The 22,648-nt window shown below is 68.6% G+C and carries 22 protein-coding genes and 1 tRNA gene; 16 read left to right on the top strand and 7 right to left on the bottom strand.

All coding sequences use genetic code 11. The features are described from left to right. Window positions 1-126 precede the first annotated feature (126 nt). From fdnG to NBE95_RS04265, 9 genes are all read left to right on the top strand, one after another. Complete coding sequence (fdnG, locus tag NBE95_RS04305; protein WP_289894640.1) at window positions 127-3,210, top strand: formate dehydrogenase-N subunit alpha; 3,084 nt, start codon at window positions 127-129, stop codon at window positions 3,208-3,210. Continuing rightward, on the top strand, window positions 3,207-4,199 hold the full coding sequence (fdxH, locus tag NBE95_RS04300; protein WP_289894639.1) for a formate dehydrogenase subunit beta: 993 nt from the start codon (window positions 3,207-3,209) through the stop codon (window positions 4,197-4,199). Before fdnG ends, fdxH begins: the two co-directional genes overlap by 4 nt. Continuing rightward, window positions 4,199-4,885 carry a formate dehydrogenase subunit gamma gene (locus NBE95_RS04295; RefSeq protein ID WP_289894638.1) on the top strand — a complete coding sequence of 229 codons (687 nt, stop codon included), beginning with the start codon at window positions 4,199-4,201 and terminating at the stop codon, window positions 4,883-4,885. The genes fdxH and NBE95_RS04295 overlap by 1 nt, the downstream gene beginning before the upstream one ends. 44 nt (window positions 4,886-4,929) lie before the next feature. Further along, entirely contained in the window at window positions 4,930-5,838 is a 909-nt protein-coding gene (fdhE, locus tag NBE95_RS04290; protein ID WP_289894637.1) for a formate dehydrogenase accessory protein FdhE, read from the top strand. Next, window positions 5,838-7,172, top strand: coding sequence for an L-seryl-tRNA(Sec) selenium transferase (gene selA / locus NBE95_RS04285; RefSeq protein ID WP_289894636.1), 1,335 nt, complete (start codon window positions 5,838-5,840; stop codon window positions 7,170-7,172). The genes fdhE and selA overlap by 1 nt, the downstream gene beginning before the upstream one ends. Continuing rightward, window positions 7,169-9,094 carry a selenocysteine-specific translation elongation factor gene (gene selB / locus NBE95_RS04280; protein ID WP_289894635.1) on the top strand — a complete coding sequence of 642 codons (1,926 nt, stop codon included), beginning with the start codon at window positions 7,169-7,171 and terminating at the stop codon, window positions 9,092-9,094. The genes selA and selB overlap by 4 nt, the downstream gene beginning before the upstream one ends. 4 nt (window positions 9,095-9,098) lie before the next feature. After that, a tRNA-Sec gene (locus NBE95_RS04275) sits at window positions 9,099-9,194 on the top strand. Between the two features lie 21 nt (window positions 9,195-9,215). Continuing rightward, window positions 9,216-10,271 (top strand): aldo/keto reductase, encoded by a 1,056-nt coding sequence (locus NBE95_RS04270; RefSeq protein ID WP_289894634.1) that lies wholly within the window; start codon window positions 9,216-9,218, stop codon window positions 10,269-10,271. Between the two features lie 74 nt (window positions 10,272-10,345). Then, window positions 10,346-11,314 (top strand): nitronate monooxygenase family protein, encoded by a 969-nt coding sequence (locus NBE95_RS04265; protein ID WP_289894633.1) that lies wholly within the window; start codon window positions 10,346-10,348, stop codon window positions 11,312-11,314. 111 nt (window positions 11,315-11,425) lie between these two features. On the opposite strand, the gene NBE95_RS04260 is transcribed toward NBE95_RS04265, so the two are convergent. Next, window positions 11,426-12,229: a response regulator gene (locus NBE95_RS04260; protein WP_289894632.1), complete on the bottom strand. Its 804-nt coding sequence runs from the start codon at window positions 12,227-12,229 to the stop codon at window positions 11,426-11,428. Between the two features lie 95 nt (window positions 12,230-12,324). Here NBE95_RS04260 and NBE95_RS04255 point away from each other — a divergent pair, with 95 nt between their 5' ends. Genes NBE95_RS04255 through NBE95_RS04245 form a run of 3 tightly spaced genes read left to right on the top strand, consistent with a single transcriptional unit; the run spans window position 12,325 to window position 14,859 of the window. Continuing rightward, window positions 12,325-12,471 (top strand): NepR family anti-sigma factor, encoded by a 147-nt coding sequence (locus NBE95_RS04255; protein WP_019352327.1) that lies wholly within the window; start codon window positions 12,325-12,327, stop codon window positions 12,469-12,471. 4 nt (window positions 12,472-12,475) lie between these two features. Continuing rightward, window positions 12,476-13,069: an RNA polymerase sigma factor gene (locus tag NBE95_RS04250; RefSeq protein WP_289894631.1), complete on the top strand. Its 594-nt coding sequence runs from the start codon at window positions 12,476-12,478 to the stop codon at window positions 13,067-13,069. A gap of 8 nt (window positions 13,070-13,077) precedes the next feature. Beyond that, on the top strand, window positions 13,078-14,859 hold the full coding sequence (locus NBE95_RS04245) for a histidine kinase dimerization/phosphoacceptor domain -containing protein (protein WP_289894630.1): 1,782 nt from the start codon (window positions 13,078-13,080) through the stop codon (window positions 14,857-14,859). A gap of 16 nt (window positions 14,860-14,875) precedes the next feature. On the opposite strand, the gene NBE95_RS04240 is transcribed toward NBE95_RS04245, so the two are convergent. The 6 genes from NBE95_RS04240 to NBE95_RS04215 form a co-directional block, all read right to left on the bottom strand. Continuing rightward, window positions 14,876-15,307, bottom strand: coding sequence for a nuclear transport factor 2 family protein (locus tag NBE95_RS04240; RefSeq protein ID WP_289894629.1), 432 nt, complete (start codon window positions 15,305-15,307; stop codon window positions 14,876-14,878). An 83-nt stretch (window positions 15,308-15,390) separates the two neighbouring features. Continuing rightward, window positions 15,391-16,269 (bottom strand): YihY/virulence factor BrkB family protein, encoded by an 879-nt coding sequence (locus tag NBE95_RS04235; RefSeq protein WP_289894627.1) that lies wholly within the window; start codon window positions 16,267-16,269, stop codon window positions 15,391-15,393. A gap of 74 nt (window positions 16,270-16,343) precedes the next feature. Continuing rightward, window positions 16,344-17,063, bottom strand: coding sequence for a DNA polymerase III subunit epsilon (dnaQ, locus tag NBE95_RS04230; RefSeq protein ID WP_289894626.1), 720 nt, complete (start codon window positions 17,061-17,063; stop codon window positions 16,344-16,346). Continuing rightward, window positions 17,056-17,652 (bottom strand): dephospho-CoA kinase, encoded by a 597-nt coding sequence (coaE, locus tag NBE95_RS04225; RefSeq protein ID WP_289894625.1) that lies wholly within the window; start codon window positions 17,650-17,652, stop codon window positions 17,056-17,058. The genes dnaQ and coaE overlap by 8 nt, the downstream gene beginning before the upstream one ends. Then, entirely contained in the window at window positions 17,649-18,512 is an 864-nt protein-coding gene (locus NBE95_RS04220; protein WP_289894830.1) for a shikimate dehydrogenase, read from the bottom strand. The genes coaE and NBE95_RS04220 overlap by 4 nt, the downstream gene beginning before the upstream one ends. Before the next feature lie 165 nt (window positions 18,513-18,677). Next, the gene (locus tag NBE95_RS04215) at window positions 18,678-19,124 is read right to left on the bottom strand and encodes an Rrf2 family transcriptional regulator (protein WP_289894624.1); all 447 of its coding nucleotides are present in this window, start codon (window positions 19,122-19,124) and stop codon (window positions 18,678-18,680) included. 150 nt (window positions 19,125-19,274) lie between these two features. Between NBE95_RS04215 and NBE95_RS04210 the strand changes: the two genes are divergently transcribed. The 4 genes from NBE95_RS04210 (at window position 19,275) to NBE95_RS04195 (ending at window position 22,634) form a co-directional block, all read left to right on the top strand. Beyond that, complete coding sequence (locus NBE95_RS04210; RefSeq protein ID WP_289894623.1) at window positions 19,275-20,492, top strand: NAD-dependent epimerase/dehydratase family protein; 1,218 nt, start codon at window positions 19,275-19,277, stop codon at window positions 20,490-20,492. An 8-nt stretch (window positions 20,493-20,500) separates the two neighbouring features. Next, on the top strand, window positions 20,501-21,337 hold the full coding sequence (locus tag NBE95_RS04205) for a glycosyltransferase (RefSeq protein ID WP_289894829.1): 837 nt from the start codon (window positions 20,501-20,503) through the stop codon (window positions 21,335-21,337). Next, window positions 21,334-22,155 carry an NAD(P)-dependent oxidoreductase gene (locus NBE95_RS04200; protein WP_289894622.1) on the top strand — a complete coding sequence of 274 codons (822 nt, stop codon included), beginning with the start codon at window positions 21,334-21,336 and terminating at the stop codon, window positions 22,153-22,155. Before NBE95_RS04205 ends, NBE95_RS04200 begins: the two co-directional genes overlap by 4 nt. A gap of 104 nt (window positions 22,156-22,259) precedes the next feature. Next, entirely contained in the window at window positions 22,260-22,634 is a 375-nt protein-coding gene (locus NBE95_RS04195; RefSeq protein ID WP_289894621.1) for a hypothetical protein, read from the top strand. Window positions 22,635-22,648 lie beyond the last annotated feature (14 nt).

Here is a 22,648-nt window from a genome sequence, read left to right as displayed (position 1 = left end):
TTGTTTTTCAGGGGAAAACGGGCGGGTCGAAAGGCCCGCCCTTTTCTTTGCAATGCTTGACATGTCTACCATACCGGGTGATCCTGACCCTGTACCTATCTCTTCGACAGGCAAAAGGGGGCACCGATGAATATCGACCTCTCACGCCGCGGTTTCCTGAAACTGGCGGGTGCGGGTGTCGCGGCGACATCGCTGGGGGCCATGGGCTTCGGCGAAGCAGAGGCGGCGGAACAGGCGCATGTGCGCGCCTTCAAGCTGGCCTCGACCACCGAGACGCGCAACATCTGCACCTATTGCTCGGTCGCCTGCGGCATCATCATGTATTCCAAGGGGGATCTGAAGGCCGGCGAAAAGGCCGAGCTGATCCATATCGAAGGCGATGCGGATCATCCGACCAACCGCGGCACGCTTTGCCCCAAGGGGTCGGCGCTGAAGGATTTCGTCCGCTCCGAGACCCGCGCCACCAAGCCGCGTTATCGCGCCCCCGGCGGCAGCGACTGGCAGGACATCAGCTGGGACGAGGCCTTCGACAAGATCGCCCGCGCCATCAAGGATGACCGCGACGCGAACTTCATCGAACGGAATGCCGAGGGCCAGACCGTCAACCGCTGGACCACCACCGGCTTCCTGGCCGCCTCGGGCAGCACCAACGAAACGGCCTGGGTCACCTACAAGGTCGTCCGTTCGCTGGGCATCGTCGGATTCGACAACCAGGCACGCGTCTGACACGGCCCCACGGTGTCCAGTTTGGGCCCGACATTTGGCCGTGGCGCGATGACCAACGCCTGGACCGACATCAAGAATACCGACCTCGTGATCGTCATGGGCGGGAACGCGGCCGAGGCGCATCCCTGCGGCTTCAAATGGGTGACCGAGGCCAAGGCCACGCGCGGCGCCCGGCTGATCGTGGTCGATCCGCGCTTCACCCGCACGGCCAGCGTGGCGGATTACTATGCCCCGATCCGCCCCGGCACCGACATCGCCTTCCTGATGGGCGTGATCCGCTGGTGCATCGAGAACGACAAGGTGCAATGGGACTATGTCCGCCACTACACCAACGCCGCCTTCCTGGTGAAGGACGGCTATGGCTGGAGCGAGGGCCTGTTCAACGGCTATGACGCCGACAAGCGCGCCTATGACATGAGCGAATGGGAATACCAGCTGGGCGATGACGGGTTCGCCAAGGTGGACCCGACCCTGCAGGATCCGCGCTGCGTCTGGAACCTGCTCAAGGCGCATGTCGAGGTCTACACCCCCGAATTCGTCGAACGCGTGACCGGCACGCCCCGCGACCGCTTCCTGCACATCTGCCAGGCGATCGGCGAATGCTCGGCGCCGGACCGGGTCATGACCTCGATGTATGCCCTGGGCTGGACCCAGCACGCCAAGGGTGCGCAGAACATCCGCGGCATGGCGATGCTGCAGCTGATCCTGGGCAATATCGGCATGCGCGGTGGCGGGGTGAACGCGCTGCGCGGGCATTCCAACATCCAGGGCCTGACCGATATCGGCCTGATGTCGAACCTGATCCCCGGCTATCTGAGCATCCCCCGCGACAGCGAGGTCGATTTCGAGACCTATATGTCCACCAAGGGCAATGCGCCGCTGCGGCCGGGCCAGACCAGCTACTGGCAGAACTACCGCAAGTTCATGGTCTCGTTCCAGAAGGCGATGTGGGGCGATGCCGCCACGGCCGGAAACGACTGGGCCTATGACTACCTGCCCAAGCTGGACGTGCCGAGCTACGACATCCTGCGCATGTTCGACATGATGGCCAAGGGAGAGGTGAACCTCTATTTCTGCCAGGGCTTCAACCCGATGCTGTCCTTTCCCAACCGGGCCAAGGTCACGCGGGCGCTGTCCCGGCTGAAGCTGCTGGTGGTCATGGACCCGCTGCAGACCGAGACGGCCGCCTTCTGGCAGGATCATGGCATCTACAACGACGTGGACCCGGCCTCGATCCAGACCGAGGTGATCGAGCTTCCCACCACCTGCTTCGCCGAGGACGAGGGCGCGACGATCAACTCGGGCCGCTGGCTGCAATGGCACTGGGCGGGCGCGACCCCGCCGGGCCAGGCGCGGCAGGACACCTGGATCATGGGCAACCTGTTCCAGCGGGTGCGCGAGCTTTACCGGACCGAGGGCGGGCCCTTCCCCGACCCGATCGTCAATCTCAGCTGGGACTACAAGGATCCCAATGAACCCAGCGCCCAGGAACTGGCGCAGGAGATGAACGGCCGGGCGCTGGCCGATCTCTACGATCCCAAGGATCCCGGCAAGCTGTTGGTCCGGGCCGGCGAGCTGCTGCCGAATTTCGGCGTGATGCGCGACGACGGCACCACCGTGTCGGGTTGCTGGATCTTCACCGGCTCCTGGACCCAGGACGGCAACATGATGGCCCGGCGGGACAATTCCGACCCCGACGATGCCGGCACGTTCCTGAACTGGTCCTTTTCCTGGCCGGCGAACCGGCGCATCCTCTACAACCGCGCCTCGGCGGACCTGTCCGGCAAGCCCTGGGATCCCGCCCGCAAGCTGATCGAATGGAACGGCGAGAAATGGACGGGCTACGACGTGCCCGACATCGCCCCGACCGCCCGGCCCGAGGAGGTGATGCCCTTCATCATGACCAACGAGGGCACCGGCCGGCTGTTCGTGCGCAAGCTGATGGTGGACGGGCCGTTCCCGACCCATATGGAACCCTTCGAGAGCCCGGTGGCCAATCCGCTGAACCCCGAGCTGCTGGGCAACCCGGCGGCGCGGATCTTCGAGGAGGATCTGAAGCAACTCGGCACCAGCGACGCCTTTCCCTTCGTCGCCACCTCCTACCGACTGACCGAGCATTTCCACTTCTGGACCAAGCACAACCGCATCAACGCGGCGCTGCAGCCGGAATTCTTCGTCGAGATCAGCGAGGAACTGGCGGCCGAGAAGGGCATCGCCCGCGGCGGGCAGGTGCGGGTCTGGTCGAACCGCGGCGAGGTCTGGGCCAAGGCCGTGGTGACGAAACGCATCCGGCCGCTGACCTGCGACGGCAAGACCGTGCATATCGTCGGGATTCCGCTGCACTGGGGCTTCACCGGCGCGGCGCGCAAGGGCTTCGGGCCGAACAGCCTGACGCCTTTCGTCGGCGACGCCAATATACAGACGCCCGAGTTCAAGGCGTTCCTCGTCAATATCGAACCCGCTGAAGGGGAGGCCGTGTCATGACGATGGACCCCAACCTCGACAGTCCGCGCACCGCGGTCTCGAACCCGCCGGTGCAGCCGATGAAGGCCAATCTGGGGCCGGGCGACGTGGTCCGCGCCTCGGCCATGCCCGATCTGCCGCCGCCCGAGCGCGAGCTGACGCCGGTGGCCAAGCTGATCGACGTGTCGAAATGCATCGGCTGCAAGGCCTGTCAGGCGGCCTGCGCCGAATGGAACGACACCGAACCCGAGATCGGCTACAACACCGGCGTCTATGAAAACCCGCACGACCTGACGCCCGAGATGTTCACGCTGATGCGGTTCTCGGAATACGAGAACCCGGAAAGCGGCGAATTCGAATGGCTGATCCGCAAGGACGGCTGCATGCATTGCGCCGATCCGGGCTGTCTCAAGGCCTGCCCGGCCCCCGGCGCCATCGTGCAATATTCCAACGGCATCGTGGATTTCATCCACGAGAACTGCATCGGCTGCGGCTATTGCATCACCGGCTGCCCCTTCAACATCCCCCGGATCAGCAAGACCGATCATCGCAGCTACAAATGCACGCTCTGCTCGGACCGGGTGGCGGTGGGACAGGGCCCGGCCTGCGCCAAGGCCTGCCCGACCCAGGCCATCGTCTTCGGCACCAAGGAGGACATGCTGACCCATGCCGAGGCCCGGGTCGAGGATCTGAAGTCGCGCGGCTATGACAAGGCCGGCATCTACGACCCGCAGGGCGTCGGCGGCGCGCATGTCTTCTATGTGCTGCATCATGCCGACCAGCCCTCGCTTTATTCCGACCTGCCCGAGGATCCGCAGATCTCGCCGGTGGTGCGCGGCTGGAAGGGCGTGACCAAGACCGTCGGCCTGGCTGCCATCGGCGTGGCGGCCGTCGGCTCGGTCCTGCACGGGCTTCTGACCCGCGCCAACCAGGTGTCGCCGCAGGACGAGCGCGAGGCCGAGGAACTGGTCGATCACAGCAATCCCCCCGCCGGGACCGAGAGGGTGTGATGGAAAAGCGTTTCTATTCGCAACCGGGCGATCATATCGAAACCAGGGCGCCGGTGACGGTCAGCCGCTATCGCGGCTTCACCCGCGCGAACCACTGGCTGACCGCGGCCAGCCTGATCGTGCTGCTGGTCTCGGGGATGGCGCTGTTCCACCCCTCGCTTTACGGGCTGACGGCGCTGTTCGGCGGCGGCCAGGCCACGCGCTGGCTGCATCCCTTCGTCGGCGTGCTGCTGTTCTTCAGCTTCCTGGTGCTGTTCTTGCAGCTCTGGCGGCTGAACCTGCCGCGTCCCGAGGACGTGACCTGGGTCGAGCATATCGGCGAGGTGATGAAGGGCGAGGAGGAGAAGCTGCCCGAACTGGGCAAATACAATGCCGGGCAGAAATTCGTTTTCTGGGCGATGTCGGCGCTGATCCTGGTGCTGATCGTCTCGGGCGTGATGATCTGGGAGGAGTATTTTCCGCATCTCGTCTCGATCCCGCTGCGGCGCTGGGCGGTGCTGGTGCATTCGCTGGCGGCGGTGGCGATCATCCTGGTCTTCATCCTGCATGTCTATGCGGCGTTCTGGACCCGCGGCACCATCCGCGCCATGACGAAGGGCACCGTCACCGGCGGCTGGGCCTGGCGCCATCACCGCAAATGGCTGCGTGAACTGGCTGGACGCGAAGACCGCGGCCCGGCAGAGTAAGGCAAGCACGAGCCCAAAGGTGGCCGGTCGGCCCGAAGGAAGCGATGTCAGCAAGTCCCAAACCCGACCCCTCGATGATCGGCGGCGTCGCCAAGGTTCCCCTGGCGCGGCTGCCGGACCCCGAGGCGGTGTTTCTGACCCGTGCCGAGCGTTTCGATTTCCTCGCCGGGCATTATGCCAATCTGGCGCCCTATCTGCGTTTCCTGGCCGCGATCTGCCGGGCGCAGGCGGAACTGGCGCGCACGCTGCCGCCGCCCGCGCCGCCGGCGGCCGAGCGGGTCGAGCTTGCCCGCGCCGCGCACATGCCGCCGCTCGACCGCCGCGAGATGCGGGCGGCGCTGGCGCAGGCGATGGACCGGCTGTCGGCCTTGCTTGAGCCGATCGAGATGCCGCAGCCGGCGCGGGCGGCGCTTTCCGCCCTGCGCGCCGCCGGGCCTGCGGATCGCGACTGGGTGATGGCGAACCTGCTGTCCGACACCATCCCCGAGGACAGCGTGGCGCCGCATCTTTTCGCCGCCGCCGCGCTTCAGGTCGTGGCGGCGCTTGCCGCCTCGGTCCTGCCCGAGGACAAGCTGGTGCCGATCCGTACCGGCACCTGCCCGGCCTGCGGCGGCCGCCCGGTCGCCAGCCTCGTCACCGAAAGCATCGGCGCCGAGGGCGCGCGCTATTGCTCCTGCGCCACCTGCCAGACGCTTTGGAACGAGGTGCGGGTGAAATGCACCCGCTGCGGCTCGACCAAGGGCATCACCTATCGCTCGGTCGAGACCGAAGAGGCGACGGTCAAGGCCGAATGCTGCCGGGAATGCGGCCAATGGGTCAAGATTTTGTATCAGAACAAGAACCCTACCCTGGAAGTTGTAGCAGACGATGTGGCGAGCCTGGGTCTTGATCTGATGATGCGCGAGACCGAGTGGAAGCGCGGCGGTTTCAACCCGTTCCTGACGGGCTATTGATGAGCGGCCTGCGCGCGCTGCCCTCGGTGGACCGGCTGCTGGCCGATTGCGGGGCGCTGATCGCCGCGCATGGCCGGGCGCCGGTGACGAAGGCGCTGCGGGCCGAACTGGCCGCGATCCGCGCCGCGCGCCCCGATCCGCTGCCGGACGACGCGGCGATCCTGACCGGGATCGAAGCCCGGCTGGCGGCGCAGGCGCAATCGAAGCTGCGCCCGGTGCTGAACCTGACCGGCACCGTGCTGCACACCAACCTCGGCCGGGCGCTTCTGGCCGAGGCGGCCGTCGCGGCGGCCACCATCGCCATGCGCGCCCCGGCGGCGCTGGAATTCGACCTCGACAGCGGCGGCCGCGGTGAACGCGACAGCCATCTGCGCGGGCTCTTGTGCGAGCTGACCGGGGCCGAGGACGCCACGGTGGTCAACAACAACGCCGCCGCCGTGCTGATCGTGCTGAACACCCTGGCCCGCGGCCGCGAGGCCGTGGTGTCGCGCGGCGAGCTGATCGAGATCGGCGGCGCCTTCCGGATGCCGGCGATCATGGAGCAGGCCGGCTGCAAGCTGCGCGAGGTCGGCACCACCAACCGCACCCATCCCCGCGACTACCGCGAGGCCATCGGCCCCGAGACCGGGCTGCTGATGAAGGTCCACACCTCGAACTACCGCATCGAGGGTTTCACCAAGGAGGTGTCCGCCCCCGAACTGGCCGCCCTCGCCCATGCGGCGGGCCTGCCCATGGTCAACGACCTGGGCTCGGGCACATTGGTCGATCTGCGCCGCTGGGGTCTCGCGCCCGAGCCTACCGTGGCCGAGGCGGTGGCCGAGGGCGCCGATGTGGTGACCTTTTCCGGCGACAAGCTGCTGGGCGGTCCGCAGGCCGGCTTCATCGTCGGCCGGCGCGCGATCATCGCGGCGATCAACCGCAACCCGCTGAAACGTGCCTTGCGCCTCGACAAGATCCGCATTGCCGCGACCGAGGCGACGCTGCGCCTCTACCGCGATCCCGACCGTCTGGCCGCGCGCCTGCCGACGCTGCGCCTGCTGTCGCGCCCGCAGGCCGAGATCCGTGCCCAGGCCGAACGGCTGGCGCCGCGCGTCGCCGAGGCCCTGGGCTGCGCGGCCACGGTCATTGATTGCGCCAGCCAGATCGGCTCGGGCGCGCTGCCGACCGAGACCATCCCCAGCGCCGGCCTGGCCCTGACCCCGCGGCCCGAGGCGCTGGCCGAACGGCTGCGCGGCCTCGCGACCCCGATCATCGGCCGCATCCATGACGGCGCGCTGATCCTCGACCTGCGCTGCCTGCCGGATGACGCGGCGCTGCTCGACGCGCTGGCATGATCGTCGGGACCGCCGGCCATATCGACCACGGCAAGACCGCGCTGGTGAAGGTGCTGACCGGCACCGATGCCGACCGGCTGGCCGAGGAAAAGGCCCGCGGCATCACCATCGAGCTGGGCTTCGCCTATGCCGACCTGGGCGGCGGTCGCGTCACCGGCTTCGTCGACGTGCCGGGGCACGAGAAATTCGTCCACACCATGCTGGCCGGCGCCGGCGGCATCGACCTTGCCCTGCTGGTCGTCGCCGCCGATGACGGCATCATGCCGCAAACGCGCGAGCATCTGGCGATCCTCGACCTGCTGGGCATCACCCGCGGCATCGTCGCGCTGACCAAGGCCGACCTGGCCGAGCCGGCCCGCATCGTCGCGCTGACCGCCGAGATCGCCGCGCTGCTGGCCCCGACCGGCCTGGCCGGCGCGCCGGTCTTTCCGGTCTCCTCCCTGACCGGCGCCGGGATCGCGGCCCTGCGCGCCGCCCTGGCCGAGGCCGAGGCGCAGACCGCCACCCGCGCCACCGGGGCGCGCTTCCGCATGGCCGTCGATCGCAGCTTCACGCTGGCCGGCGCCGGCACCGTCGTCACCGGCACCGTGCTTTCCGGCCGGGTCGCGGCTGGCGACCATGTGACGGTCAGCCCCTCGGGACTGGCCGCCCGGCTGCGCGGCATCCACGCCCAGAACCGCAAGGCCGACGCCGGCCTGGCCGGCCAGCGCTGCGCGCTGAACCTGGCTGGCGAGGGCGTGACGCGCGAGTCGATCCATCGCGGCGACGTGGTGCTGGACCCCGCCCTGCACGCCCCGACCCAGCGCATCGACGTCAACCTGCGGGTGCTCGACAGCGAGCCGAAGCCGCTGGCCACCTGGTTTCCCGCCCGCCTGCATCTGGGCGCGGCCGAGACCGGCGCCCGCATCGTGCCGCTGGAAGGCCCCATCGCCCCCGGCGCGACCGGCCTTGCGCAGATCGTCCTCGACCGCCCGGTCGCCGCCGCCTGGGGCGAGCGCTTCATCCTGCGCGACACCTCGGCCCGGCGCACCATCGGCGGCGGCAGCCTGATCGACCTGCGCCCGCCCGCCCGCCGCCGCGCCCGGCCCGAGCGGCTGGCGCTGCTGCGCGCCATGGCGCTGCCCGATCCGGGCCGGGCGCTGGCGGCGCTGGCCGGGGCGGCGGCGGTGGATCTCGACGCCTTCGCCCGCGACCGGGCACTGGCCGCCGCCGGTCTGGACGCTGCCGTCGCCGGCGCGGGCGTGGCCGTGATCGCCGGCACCCGGCAGGCGCTGGCCCCCGAGCGGCTGGCCGCCCTGCGCGCGGCGATGCTGGCCGAGCTGGCCGCCTTTCACGCCGAGAATGCCGACCTGCAGGGCCTGGGCCGCGAAAGGCTGCGGCTGAAGCTGGAACCGCGCCTGCCCAAGGACGCCTTCGCCGCCTTCCTGCGCGCCGAGGCCGGGGCCGGACGCATCGCGCTCGACGGTGCCTTCATCCGCCTGCCCGGCCACCTGCCGCGCCTCTCGGACGAAGACGAGGCAACCCTGGCGCGGATCCTGCCGCGGCTTGCCGGCGAGGACCGTTTCCGCCCGCCGCGCGTCCGCGACTTCGCCCATGAACTCGGCCTGGACGAGACCGAGCTGCGCCGCATGATGCGCATGGCGGCGCGGCAGGGCCGCATCGACCAGATCGCGCATGACCATTTCTTCGCCCGCGCCACCACCATCGAGATGGTCGGCATCATCCGCGACCTTTCCGCCGCCAGCCCGGATGGCTGGTTCAGCGCCCCGGCCTTTCGCGACCGGGTGCAGAATGGCCGCAAGGTGGCGATCCAGATCCTGGATTTCTTCGACCGGCTCGGTCTGACCTTGCGCCGGGGCGATCTTCGTCGCATCAATCCGCACCGGATCGACCTGTTCGGCCCGGGTGGGTCCGCGATGTGAACAGGGAAGAGAAGCGTCCCCGGTGGGGCGGCCGGACTTCAAATCCGGTTGGGGCAGTGAGCCTGTCCCGGGTGGGTTCGACTCCCACTCTCTTCCGCCAAATCCGAAAAGGTAAGGTGGGATGCACAGGATGGAGCTTGGCGAGAGCGGCGTTTCGGTCAGCGGGATCTGCCTGGGCACGATGACCTTCGGCAACCAGACCGCCGCCGCCGAGGCCCATGCCCAAATGGACCGGGCGCTGGCCGCCGGCGTCAGCTTCCTCGACACGGCCGAGATGTATCCGGTGAACCCGGTCCGGCGCGAGAGCGTCGGCCGCAGCGAGGAGATCCTCGGAGACTGGCTGGCGGCGCGCGGCGGCCGCGACCGGGTGCAGATCGCCACCAAGATCACCGGCCCCAGCGGCACCGTCCGCCCGCAGGGCTATGACGGGGCCATTCTGCGCCGGACCGTCGACGCCTCGCTGAAGCGGCTCGGGACCGATCATATCGACCTCTACCAGCTGCACTGGCCGCTGCGCGGCAGCTACGCCTTTCGCCAGAACTGGCGCTACGATCCCTCGCTGCAGGACCGCGCCGCGACGCTGGCGCATATGGCGGATGTGCTGGAAGCGGCGGCGGATCTGCTCCGGGCCGGCAAGATCCGCGCCTTCGGCCTCTCGAACGAATCCGCCTGGGGCACGGCGCGCTGGATCGACACGGCCGAGCGGCTGGGCGCGCCGCGCGTCGCGGCGATCCAGAACGAATATTCCCTGCTCTACCGCGCCTTCGACACCGACCTCGCCGAGCTTGCGGTGAACGAGGGGGTGACGCTGCTCGCCTACTCGCCGCTGGCGGCGGGGCTCCTGACCGGCAAGTACCAGGGCGGCGGCAATCCGCCCGGCAGCCGCGCGGCGGTCGATGCCGAGACCGGCGGCCTGGGCAATCTGGGCGGCCGCCGCACCGACCGCGCCATCGCCGCCGTCGCGGCCTGGCATCGGCTGGCGGCCGAACTGGGGCTCGACCCGATCCACATGGCCATCGCCTTCACCCGGCAGCGGCCGTTCCCGTCGATCCCGATCATCGGCGCCACCGATACGGGGCAGCTCGACCACCTGCTTGCCGGTCTGGACCTGGTGCTGTCCGACGAGGCGCTGCGCCGCATCGACCAGCTGCACCGCGCCCACCCGATGCCCTATTGAGCCGACGCGACGGAACCGTTGGCAGCGCGACCGGGGGCGGGCAATCTGCCCGCGACCCGACCGGAGGAGAAACCATGCTGCCGCCCATCCTTGCCAACCTGCGCATTCCCGTCGTCGCCTCGCCGATGTTCATCGTCTCGGGCCCCGATCTGGTGATCGCGCAATGCAAGGCCGGCATCGTCGGCAGCTTCCCGGCGCTGAACGCCCGCGAAAAGGACGGCGAGCCGGCGCTGCTCGACGCCTGGCTGACCCGCATCGCCGAGGAACTCGACCGCCACAACCAGGCCAATCCCGATCATCCGGCGGCGCCCTTCGCGGTGAACCAGATCGTGCACCGCTCGAACGCCCGGCTGCAGCGCGACATCGAGATCTGCCACAAGCATCGGGTGCCGATCTGGATCACCAGCCTCGGCGCCCGGCCCGAGGTGAACGCGGCCGCGCATGATTGCGGCGGCATCGCCCTGCATGACGTGATCAACGACCGCTTCGCCAGGAAGGCCATCGAGAAGGGCGCCGACGGCCTCATCGCGGTGGCGGCGGGCGCCGGCGGCCATGCCGGCCCGCAATCGCCCTTTGCGCTGGTGCAGGAGATCCGCGCCTGGTTCGACGGCCCGCTGCTCTTGTCGGGCGCCATCGCCACCGGCCGCGCGGTGCTGGCGGCGCAGGCCATGGGCGCGGACCTGGCCTATGTCGGCAGCCCCTTCATCGCCACCGAGGAAGCCAATGCCCCCGCCGACTACAAGCGCATGATCGTGGAATCCGGGGCCGAGGACGTGGTCACCTCCTCGCTTTTCACCGGCGTCTCGGGCAATTACCTCGCGCCCTCGATCCGCGCCGCCGGGCTCGACCCGGACCGGCTGGAGCGCGGCGAGGTCTCGGACATGAGCTTCGACGAAAACTCCCCCCGCCCCAAAGCCTGGAGCCAGATCTGGGGCTCGGGCCAGGGCATCGGCGCGGTGCGCGAGGTGGTTGCCGCCGCCGGGCTGGTCGACCGCCTGGCCCGGGAACATGCCGAAGCCCGCGCCGCCCTCTGCGGCGCCTGACGGCTCCTTCCTTGCCCGAATCCCCCGCCGCGGCGCGGCGGGGGACCCGCCCCGCGGCTTTCACCGTTTGTCAAATACCCCCGCGACCGCGCCGCCCGGCGCGGCGGCGCCTCAGGACACGGCCAGCCCCTCGGTCGAGGCAAAGAACATCGCCTGCGACACCGCCGAGCGCACCTGCTCCTCGGAATAGGGTTTCGAGATCAGGAAGGCCGGCTCCGGCCGGTCGCCGGTCAGCAGCCGCTCGGGGAAGGCGGTGATGAAGATCACCGGGATATCGCCCATGTCGGCCAAGAGCTCGTTCACCGCGTCGATGCCCGACGAGCCGTCGGCCAGCTGGATATCGGCCAGGATCAGGTCCGGCCGCTTCTGATGCGCCAGCTCGACGGCGGCGCTGTGGGTGCGGGCGATGCCGGTCACCTCATGACCCATGGCCTGGACGATGCCCCTCAGGTCCATGGCGATGATGGTCTCGTCCTCGATCACCATGACCTTGCCGGAGAGCGCCTGGCCCATCTCGCTCAGGGCGATCTGCACCAGCTCCTCGGCCTCGGCCTGCGGGCATTGCATGACCGCGGCGATCTGGTCGTAGCGCAGCTCCTCGATGGTGCGCAGCAGCAGCGCCTCGCGCGAATTGGGGGTCAGGCCGCGCAGATGCGCCTGGGCGCGCGCCTCGCGCGGGGTCTGCGTCTCCTGTTCCACCGGCTGGCCCGAGCTTTGCCAGATGGCGTGGAAGGTGCGGAACAGCCCGATGCGGGTATCCTCGCCATCCATCAGGCTGCGATCGGTCAGGATGGCCTCCAGCGTGGCGGCGGCATAATTGTCGCCGGCGGTCTGGCTGCCGGTCAGCGCGCGCGCATAGCGGCGCAGATAGGGCAGCTCTCGGCTGATGGACTGGGCGAGATCCGCTGCGGTCATGGCTACCTCGAAAAAAGACGTCATGTGTTTGGAACTTGACCGGATACGTAACGGTTAGGCAAGGTGCGCACAAGATTATCGGGAATAACTAAAAAATGAATACCAGGCGTGAGGAACGCAGGCGAGCCGCCATCGAGAAGCAGATCGACGAGAACCTGCGCCGAGTCTACGAGCAGGACGCGACCCAGCAGATTCCCGACAGGTTCCTGCAATTGCTCGACAAGTTGCGCGAGCAGGAGTGACTGCATGACCGATCGCAAAGCGGCGCAAACCGCCCGTTCCGACGCCCATGGCGACCCTCGGGACGAGCTGGTCGAGCATCTGCCGGCCCTGCGCGCCTTCGCCCTGTCCCTCACCCGCGAGGGGGCGTCGGCCGACGATCTGGTGCAGGACACCATCGTCAAGGCCTGGACCCATATCGACAAGTTCCAGCCCGGCACCAACCTGCGCGCCTGGTTGTTCACCATCCTGCGCAACACCTTCTATTCCGCCCGCCGCAAGACCCGGCGCGAGGTCAGCGACACCGACGGCATCCATGCCGCCCGCCAGGCCACCCGCCCCGAACATGACGGCCGCCTGGCGCTGAACGATTTCCGCACCGCCTTCGACAAGCTGCCCGACGAACAGCGCGAGGCACTGATCCTGGTCGGCGCCTCGGGCTTTTCCTACGAGGAAGCCGCCTCGATGACCGGCGTCGCGGTGGGCACCGTCAAGTCGCGGGCCAATCGCGGCCGCCGCCGGCTGGCCGAGCTGCTGCATCTTGAGGAAGGCGAGGAATTCGAGATGACCGACCGCGCCACGCTGGCGGTCATGGCGCAGAACACCCCGATCCTGCGCTGAGGCGCCCGGTGTTGCGGCGCCTTCTGGACCGGCTGGAATTCACCAAGGGTCTGGGCTTCCGGCTCGGCGGGCTTCTGTCGGTGGCGATCCTGCCCATCGGCCTGATCTCGGTCATCCAGACCCTGCACCTGTCGCGCGAATACGAGCGCAGCTCGGAAATCGCGCTGCTCGGCCGCACCGCCACCGCCGCCGCCGGCGAACGCGCGCTGCTGCAAAGCGCGCTCGGCACCGCCGACGCGCTGGGCCCGGCGGTGCTGGAAACCATGGACCGGCCGCAGGCCTGTTCCGACATCATGCGCGGCTTCGTCCAGCGCACGGTGAATTTCGTCTATGCCGGCTTCACCCGGCTGGACGGGGTGACGGAATGCTCCTCGGTGCCGGGCGTGCACGACCTGTCGCACGAAGCCGCCTTCCAGCAGTTCCGCGACAGCCCCGGCACCCTGGTCACCACCAGCCAGTCCGGGCCGGTCACCGGCCAGTCCGTGGTGCTGGTCATCCAGCCGCTTTACCGCGGGGTCGAGCTTCTGGGCTTCATCAGCGTCTCGATGTCGCATGACCTGTTGCGCTCGACCCATGTCTCGGGCCTGGGCACCGACGGGGCGCGCATCCTGACCTTCAACAACCAGGGCCAGATCCTGTCCACCGACCGCGAGGCGGGGGACGATCTCGAACGGGTGTTGCCGCGCGGCAAATCGCTGACCTCGCTGCTGTCGCGCAGCGAGACCACCTTCCGCGACCATTCCAATTCCGGCGAAAGCCGGGTGTTCAGCGTCGTGCCGGTGGTGCCGGGCCTGGTCTATGCGCTGGGCTCGTGGAACCGTGCCGAATCCGGCATCACCGGCATCGACATCACCCGGCGCACGGCGCTGATCCTGCCGCTGATCCTCTGGGCCGCCTCGTTGGCGGTGGCCTATTTCGCCGTCTATCGCCTGGTCCTGCGCCATATCCGCGAGCTGCGCAGCCAGATGCGCCGCTTCGCCATCGGCGACCGCTCGGCGCCGCCGCCGGTGCTGGCCGACGCCCCGGCCGAGATCGAGGACATGAGCCAGACCTTCCACAACATGGCCCGCATCCTGATCCGCGACGAGGAGGCGATGGAGGCTTCGGTCAACGAAAAGACCGTGCTGCTGAAAGAGGTGCATCACCGGGTCAAGAACAACCTGCAATTGATCGCCTCGATCATCAACATGCAGATCCGGGTGATCGAGCATGACGATGCCCGCCGGGTGCTGCGCTCGGTCCAGGACCGGGTGGCCTCGCTGGCGACGATCTATCGCAACCTCTACCAGGCCGAGCATCTCGATTCGGTCGAGGCCGACCGGCTGATCCGCGACATCATCAACCAGATGGCCAATGCCTCGGTCGGGCCGGGCGCCGGGCTGCGCATCGACACCGAGCTCGAGCCGCTGGTGCTGATGCCCGACCAGGCGGTGCCGCTGACGCTGCTGGCGACCGAGGCCTTCACCAATGCGCTGAAATATTCCGGCGTCACCGATCCCGGCGCCGCGCCCTGGGTGCGGGTGCGGCTGGGCATGGACGGGCCGAAACATGCGGTTCTGGAGGTCGAGAACTCGGTCGGCGCCGCCAGCCTGGCCGAAAGCACCGGCCTTGGCAGCCAGCTGATCGAAGCCTTCGCCATGCAGCTGGAAGGCGAGGCCGAGCAAGAGATGGATGCCGGCCGCTACCTGCTGCGGCTGCGCTTCCGGGTCGAGAACCTGCACAAGCGCGAACCGGCCGAGATGCCGCGCGTGGTGCTGACCTCGGCGGCGCGGCCCGGGGCGCGGCACTAGGCGGCCGCGCCGGCCGTCAAAGAACGCCGTGCCGCTTCAGCAGCGCCTGCTCGTCGCCCGAGATCCAGCCGAAGACCTTCGGCTCGTCCTGCAGGATCTGGACCAGGTAATGCACCTCGAAGGCGATCACCGTCTCGGGCAGGTCGGCGCGGGCATAGGTCGCGCTCCAGCCGACATGGGCCAGGCAATGGTTCGCGTCTATCGGCGACAGGGCAAGATGCGTGATCCGCATCGCCCGGGTGCCGATGGCGCGATAATGCGCATAGCCCTGCGCCATGGCCTGCCGAAGCCCGTCGTCGTTCTTGCCCGACATCACCCCGGCGGGCGAGGCGGCGACGAAATCCGAGGCATAGAGCGACGCCACCTCGCCGGGCTCGATCTCGCCGGCGAGCCCGCGGTTGAAGCAGCTTTCGTAACGCGCGAAAAACCTCCTGACGGCGGTTTCCATCTCCGGTCTCCCCGATCGGGTCCGGGTCTTGCCCGGGCAGCATGACCACTGTCTCCCGCCCGCCGGCCGGCGGCAAGCCGCCGCTATCCGCCCGGCGTGCCGTCCTGGCGCGCGGCGTGGCGCAGCTTCCTTGCGGCGATGAAGCGGCGGCGGCGGGCCAGCTCCAGGTTCAATAGCGCCCCCAGCATCACCGAGAACCCGCCCAGATAGAACCACATCAACAGCGCGATCACCGCGCCGATCGAGCCATAGATGCGGTTGTAGCTGTTGAAGCTGGCCAGATAGGCCGAGAACCCGTATGAGGCCGCCGCCCAGGCCAGCGCCGCGAACAGCGAGCCCCAGGTGAAGATCGCGGTGCGCGGCGTCTTCACGTTCGGCCCGTAGCGATAGATGATGCCGATCACCACCAGCACGATGAAAAAGATCGCCATCCACGGCACCGAGCCGATCAGCCAGTTGCGCAGCGGCACGTCGGGCAGGAAGTTGAAGGCGATGGGCACCACGATGATGGTGGCCAGCCCCAGGGCGATCACCGCGACGATGACCAGCGTCAGCACATAGGCCAGCACGAAGCCCATCACCGTCGAATGCGAGCGCACGCCATGCGCCGCGTTCAGCCCGCGGATCAGCCCGTCCACCCCGGCCCGGGCCGAGACGGTGGCGATGAGAAAGGAAATCGCCGTGGTCCAGCCCAGCTGCGTGCGCCCGGCGGCGACCAGCGCGCTGATCTGGCCATAGATGATGTCCGCCGCGCTCGACGGGATGAAATCGTCGGTGGCGTGGACATATTGCTCGATCACCTGCGGGTCGTACCACAGCCCCCACAGCGCGAACAGCGCGGCCAGGCCGGGAAAGACCGCGAACATGGCATAGAAGGCGACGCCCGCCGCGATCAGACTCATGTGGATCTTGTCCATCCGCTCGAAGATCGCCAGGATGAACCGCCACCAATCCCTGATCAATGTTCCGTCCTCTTCCCGTTCCGGTCGCCGGCCCGTGGGGAACCCCGTTTCCCTTCGGAAAGGTTCCCGCGTGGCTACAGGTTTTCGCCGCCGCCATAACGCAGCCAGACCGCCTTTTCGCCCAGCGTCGCCACGAAGCCGGCATGGGCCGCCGCCTCGGCCTCGGTGATGCGGGGGGCAAGCGGCCGGGGCCGCGGACCGCGCCGCGCCGCGCCCGGCGCCTGAAGGCCCGGCCCCGCGCCCGCGCCCAGCGGCCCGCTGTCCAGCACCAGCCCCGGCTGGCGGCCGCCGCGCAGCGCCAGATAGACCTCGGCCAGCAATTCGCTGTCCAGCAGCGCGCCGTGCAGCGTGCGGTTCGAATTGTCGATGCGGAAGCGCCGGCACAGCGCGTCCAGCGAGTTCTGCGCGCCGGGGAACTGGCTGCGGGCGATGTCCAGCGTGTCCACCGCGCGGCTGTAGGGCATCACCGGATAGCCGCAAAGCCGCAGCTCGGCGTTCAGGAACTTCATGTCGAAGCCGGCATTGTGGATCACCAGCCGGGCTTCCTCGCCGATGAAGGCGATGAAATCCGCCGCGATCTCGGCGAATTTCGGCTTGTCGCGCAGGAAATCGTCGCCAAGCCCGTGCACCTCGAAGGCCTCCTGCGGCATCGGGCGCTCGGGGTTGACATAGACGTGGAAGGTCCGGCCGGTGGGCAGGTGGTTCATCAGCTCGACCGCGCCGATCTCGACGATGCGGTCGCCGGTATCGGGGTCGAAGCCGGTGGTTTCGGTATCCAGGACGATCTCACGCATGGCCGCGTTCTGCCATGATCCGGGCGCAGATGTCCACGATGGCGGCGCGCGCGCCCGCCAGCGTGGCCGAGGGGATCACCCAGTCGGCCCGCGCCCGCTTCTCCGCATCCGGCATCTGCCGCGCCAGGATCAGGCGGAAATTCTCCTCGGTCATGCCGGGACGGGCCAGCACCCGCGCCCGCTGCAGCTCGGCCGGGGCCGAGACCACGGCCACCCCGTCCATCTGCGCCTGCGACCCGCCCTCGTAGAGCAGCGGGATGTCCAGCACCACGATGGGCGCGTCCTCATGCGCGGCGATGAAACCGGCGCGATCCTCGGCCACCAGCGGATGCACGATGGATTCGAGCCGCTGGAAACCCGAGGGATCGGCGGCCAGCGCCGCGCGCAGCGCCGCGCGGTCGATGCCGCCCTGCCGCAGCACGCCGGGAAAGGCCGCCGCCACCGGCGCCACCGCGGCGCCGCCCGGCGCATAAAGCCGGTGCACGGCCGCATCCGCGTCCCAGACCGGATGGCCCAGCTCGCGGAACATGCGGGCGGCGGTGGACTTGCCCATGCCGATGCCGCCGGTCAGGCCCAGCCGGAAGCTCATGCCAGCACGGCCCGGCGCAATTCCTCGTCCACCTCGGGGCGCTGGCCGAACCAGCGCTCGAAGCCCGGCGCGGCCTGGTGCAGCAGCATGCCCAGCCCGTCCACGATCTCGCAGCCGCGCGCCTGCGCCTCGGCCAGGAAGGGCGTCATCAGCGGCGTATAGACCAGATCCGTCGCCAGCGCGTCGGGCGACAGCGCGTCCAGCGGCACCCGCAGCGGCTCCTTGCCCTCCATGCCCATCGAGGTGGCGTTGACCACCGTCATCGCCCCCTCCAGCATGTTGCCGGCCTGCGCCCAGTCATAGACCACCACCTTGGCGCCGAACTCGGCCCGGATCTGCTCGGCCCGGATGCGGGTGCGGTTGGCAAGGCGCAGCTCCGGCACGCCGCTTTCCAGCAACGAGGCGACCACGGCCCGCGCCGCCCCCCCGGCGCCGATCACCGCCGCCGGCCCCAGGTCCGGGATCCAGTCCGGGGCGCTTTGCCGGATATTGGCGATGAAGCCGTAGCCGTCGGTATTGTCGGCATGGATCTTGCCGTCGGGGCGGAAGATCAGCGTGTTCGCCGCGCCGATCAGCGCCGCGCGGTCGGTGACGACATCGGCCAGCGCCAGCACCGATTCCTTGTGCGGGATGGTGACATTGGCGCCGACGAAGCCCATGCGCGGCATGGCGCGCAGCACCTCGGCCAGATGCTCGGGCATCACCGGCAGCGGCACGTAATGCCCGGCGATGCCGTGGCGGGCCAGCCAGTGCCCGTGCAGCCGGGGCGAGCGGGAATGCGCCACCGGCCAGCCGATCACCCCGGCCAGCGGAATGTTCCGGGGCGGCGCGGGTTTCTGCGGGTTCGGGCTGTCTGACATGGTGACGACCTTGCGCTGCTTTCCGACGCGGGGATCGCCCGGCATCGGGATGGATCGGTTCGATCACAACTGCTACCCGGCCGGCCCGGGGTCAAGCCGTATCGCCGCCTTGCCCGGCCGCCATGGCAGGAATGCAACCTCCGCGTGCCGGGCGGGCCCGGCGGCCTAGACGACGCCCATCTCGGGCAGGCCGCCCTCGGCCACCAGATCCTCCAGCGTCAGCGATTCGATCAGCAGCAGATAGGACCAGAACACCTGGCCGAACATCTTGCGCAGCCGGCAGCTCGCCTCGTCGGTGCAATCCTCGCAGCGCTGATAGGACCGCCGCGACAGGCAGGGCAGCGGCGCGATCGGCCCGTCCACCTGGCGCAGCAATTCGCCGATGGAAATCTCGGCCGGCCGCTTGATCAGCACATAGCCCCCCGCCCGGCCGCGGCGCGAGCCGACATAGCCGGCATTGCGCAATTCCAGCATGATATGTTCCAGGAATCGCTTGGGCGCGCCCGAGCGCTGCGCGATCTCCTCGATCGTCAGGGCATTGCCGCCGGCGGCGACCTCATCGGCAAGTGCCATCAAGGCCTTGATCGCGTATTTCGTTTTCTGCGAGATCATAGCGAATCCTTAGTGATCCCCGTCACATCATGCAATGTTTTCGGCAAGATTTCGCGTGCCGGGCTGGCATCGCCACGGAACCATCGTAAGAACGTCATAGTTTTGTCACATTGTCGGCGCATTCCTGCCGCGCAGCAGAAGGAGACCATCATGCGCATCGCAGTTCTTGGCGGCGACGGGTTCGTCGGCTGGCCGACCGCCCTGCATCTGTCCGACCTGGGCCACGAAATCCATATCGTGGACAACCTGTCGCGGCGCTGGATCGACACCGAACTGGGCGTGCAGTCGCTGACCCCGATGGATTCGATCCAGGAACGCTGCCGGATCTGGCACCAGCAGACCGGCCGGCGGATCCATTTCCACCTGCTGAACCTGGCCACGGAATACGAACGCCTCAAGGCCTGGCTGGCCGAGCAGCGCCCCGATGCGGTGATCCATTTCGCCGAGCAGCGCGCCGCGCCCTATTCGATGAAGACCGACCGCCACAAGGTCTATACGGTCAACAACAACACCAACGCCACGCATAACCTGCTGGCGGCGCTGGTGGAAACCGGCATCGACGCGCATCTGGTGCATCTGGGCACCATGGGGGTCTATGGCTATTCCTCGGTCGGCGCCCCGATCCCCGAGGGTTATCTGGACGTGCAGATCGACACGCCCGCCGGCCCGCGCGACCAGCAGATCCTCTATCCGACGCGGCCCGGCTCGGTCTATCACATGACCAAGAGCCTCGATCAGATCCTGTTCCAGTTCTATGCCCAGAACGACGGGCTGCGCATCACCGACCTGCATCAGGGCATCGTCTGGGGCACCCATACCGACCAGACCCGCCGGCACGAGCAGCTCATCAACCGCTTCGACTATGACGGCGACTATGGCACGGTGCTGAACCGTTTCCTGATCCAGGCCGCCATCGGCTATCCGCTGACCGTGCACGGCACCGGCGGCCAGACCCGCGCCTTCATCCATATCCAGGATTCGGTGCGCTGCATCGAGCTGGCGTTGCAGGACGCGCCGGCGGCGGGCGAGCGGGTGCGGATCTTCAACCAGATGACCGAGACCCACCGCGTCCGCGACCTGGCCGAGCTGGTCGCCAAGCTGACCGGGGCCGAGATCGCCTGGCTGCCCAACCCCCGCAAGGAGGCCGAGGAGAACGACCTGATCGTCAAGAACGACCAGTTCCTGGCGCTGGGCCTGCAGCCGATCACCCTGGCCGAGGGTCTGCTCTCCGAGGTGGTCGAGGTGGCGCGCAAATACGCGCATCGCATCGACCGCTCGCGGGTGCCGGCGGTCTCGGCCTGGACCAAGGACATCGCCAAGCGCGTCGAGCACGATCCCGAACACAAGCGGCTGCGTTCCGTATCGTGAACCCGCCCATGACCGAGGGTCTGCACCTCACCGGCAAGGCGCGGTCCGACCGCGCCTTCGTCACCTTGGCGACCAACCCGGATTACGTCACCGGGGCGCGGGCGCTGTTCAAGTCGCTGATCCGCACCGGCACCACGGCCGACCTGGTGCTGCTCTATACCGAGCTGCCGCAGAATCTGATCGACGATCTGTGTACGCTCGGTGTACGCGCCGTGCACGCGGATCTGCTGCCCACCTCCAGCGATTTCAACGCCTTGCATGCCCGCGACCGGGTGCATGGCATCGCCCCCTTCACCAAGGGCGAAAAGCCGCCCTTCCACACGCCGCTGGACAATTTCGTCAAGCTGCGGCTCTGGCAGCTCGACTATGGCCGCGTGGTGTTCATCGACGCCGACGCGCTGGTCTTGCAAAACATCGACCGGCTGTTCGACTACCCGGAATTTTCAGCCGCGCCAAATGTTTACGAGAGCCTGGCGGATTTCCACCGCCTGAATTCCGGCGTGTTCACGGCGCGTCCGTCGCCGGAAACCTTCGCGCGGATGCTGTCCGAACTCGACCAGCCCGGCCGCTTCTGGCGCCGCACCGACCAGACCTTTCTCGAACATTTCTTCCCGAACTGGCACGGCCTGCCGGTTTTCGACAATATGCTGCAATATGTCTGGCTGAACCTGCCCGAACTCTGGCGCTGGCAGGACATCCGCGTCCTGCACTATCAGTATGAAAAACCTTGGCAAAATCACGCCAAGGCGGAAGCGCTGCGCCCGCTGATCGACCTTTGGCACGCCCATGCCGGCGCCGGGCCGGTGCCCGATCCGCGCGACCTTCCGGACCCGCCGCGGCCATGAGAATCGCCCTGACCGGCGCCTCGGGCCTCGTCGGCCGCTGGATCGCCCGCGCCGCGGTCGAGGCCGGCCACGACCTCGACCCGCTGCCCGGCTGGCGCCTGGGCCAGCCCGTTGATCTGTCAGGAAAAGATGCGCTGATCCACGCCGCCTTCCACCACCTTCCCGGCCGCTATCGCGGCGGCGAGGGCGCGGATCCGCAGGGCTTCATCCGCGCCAATCTCGACGGCTCGCTGGCGCTGTTCCGCGCCGCCCGCGATCAGGGCGTCGGCCGGGTGATCTTCCTGTCCTCGCGCGCCGTGCATGACGGCCATCCCGGGGGCATGGCGCTGCCGGACGAACTTTCCCCCGCCCCGACAAACCTTTACGGCCAGGTCAAGGCCCAGGCCGAGGCGGCGCTGGCGGCCATGGCCGGTCCCGGTTTCCGGACCGCCAGCCTGCGCCCGACCGGCATCTACGGGCCGGGCAAGCCGCAGAAATGGGCCGGGCTGATCGCGGATTTCCTGCGCGGCATCACCCCGCCCCCGCGCCTCGCGACCGAGGTGCACGGCGCCGATTTCGCCCGCGCCGTGCTGCTGGTGCTGGCAGATCCGGCCATGGCGGGCAGCTACAATGTCAGCGACCTGGTGCTGGACCGCCGCGACCTGCTGGCCGAGGTCGCGCGCCTGACCGGCTGCGCTACGCCGCTGCCCGCCAGCGCCGATCCCGGTCCGCTGCGCCGCCCGCTCTGCGCCCGGCTGCAGGCCTTGGACTGGCAGCCGGGGGGAAGGGCGCTGCTCCTGCAGGAATTGCCTAAAATTTTAACCGAAATACAACCATAGGCAGAATTTTGCCGATGCGTTCCGTTCTTCTTGCGACGGCATCGCGGCTCTGCACATGGTGACGCCGGGTTTTGTACGTTTTGTCATCGGTGGGTTGGTTTTCGATGCGCGTCCTTTCGATCCTCTGCGGCCTGTCCTTCGCGGTCATGGCCGGCTTTTTCCTGGCCTGCTCGACCGTCGTCGCCTCGGCGCAGCCCGCGTTGCGGGCGATCGACCTGGTGATGCTGGGCCGGATTTTCGGCCCCCTGTCCTGGGCGGCGCTGGCGCTGGCGCTGCTGGGGGCGGGCCTGGCCCTGCGCTCGCGCTGCGAGGGTTGGGCGCCGCTGGTGGCCGGCTGCGCGATCTTCGTGCCCTGCCAATTCGGGCTGCCGCATGTCGCCGGGCTGGCGGGGACGGCACTGCTGTGCCTGACCGCCGCCGGGCTGGCGCTGTCGCCGCTGACCCGGATGCCGATCAGCTACTGGCGCGTGGCGGGGTGACAGGCGGCGGCCGG

Source organism: Paracoccus sp. TOH (assembly GCF_030388245.1).
Classification (GTDB): domain Bacteria; phylum Pseudomonadota; class Alphaproteobacteria; order Rhodobacterales; family Rhodobacteraceae; genus Paracoccus; species Paracoccus simplex.
The sequence above is the reverse complement of the archived record's forward strand: the minus strand, read 5'-3'. Positions and strand labels throughout refer to the sequence as shown.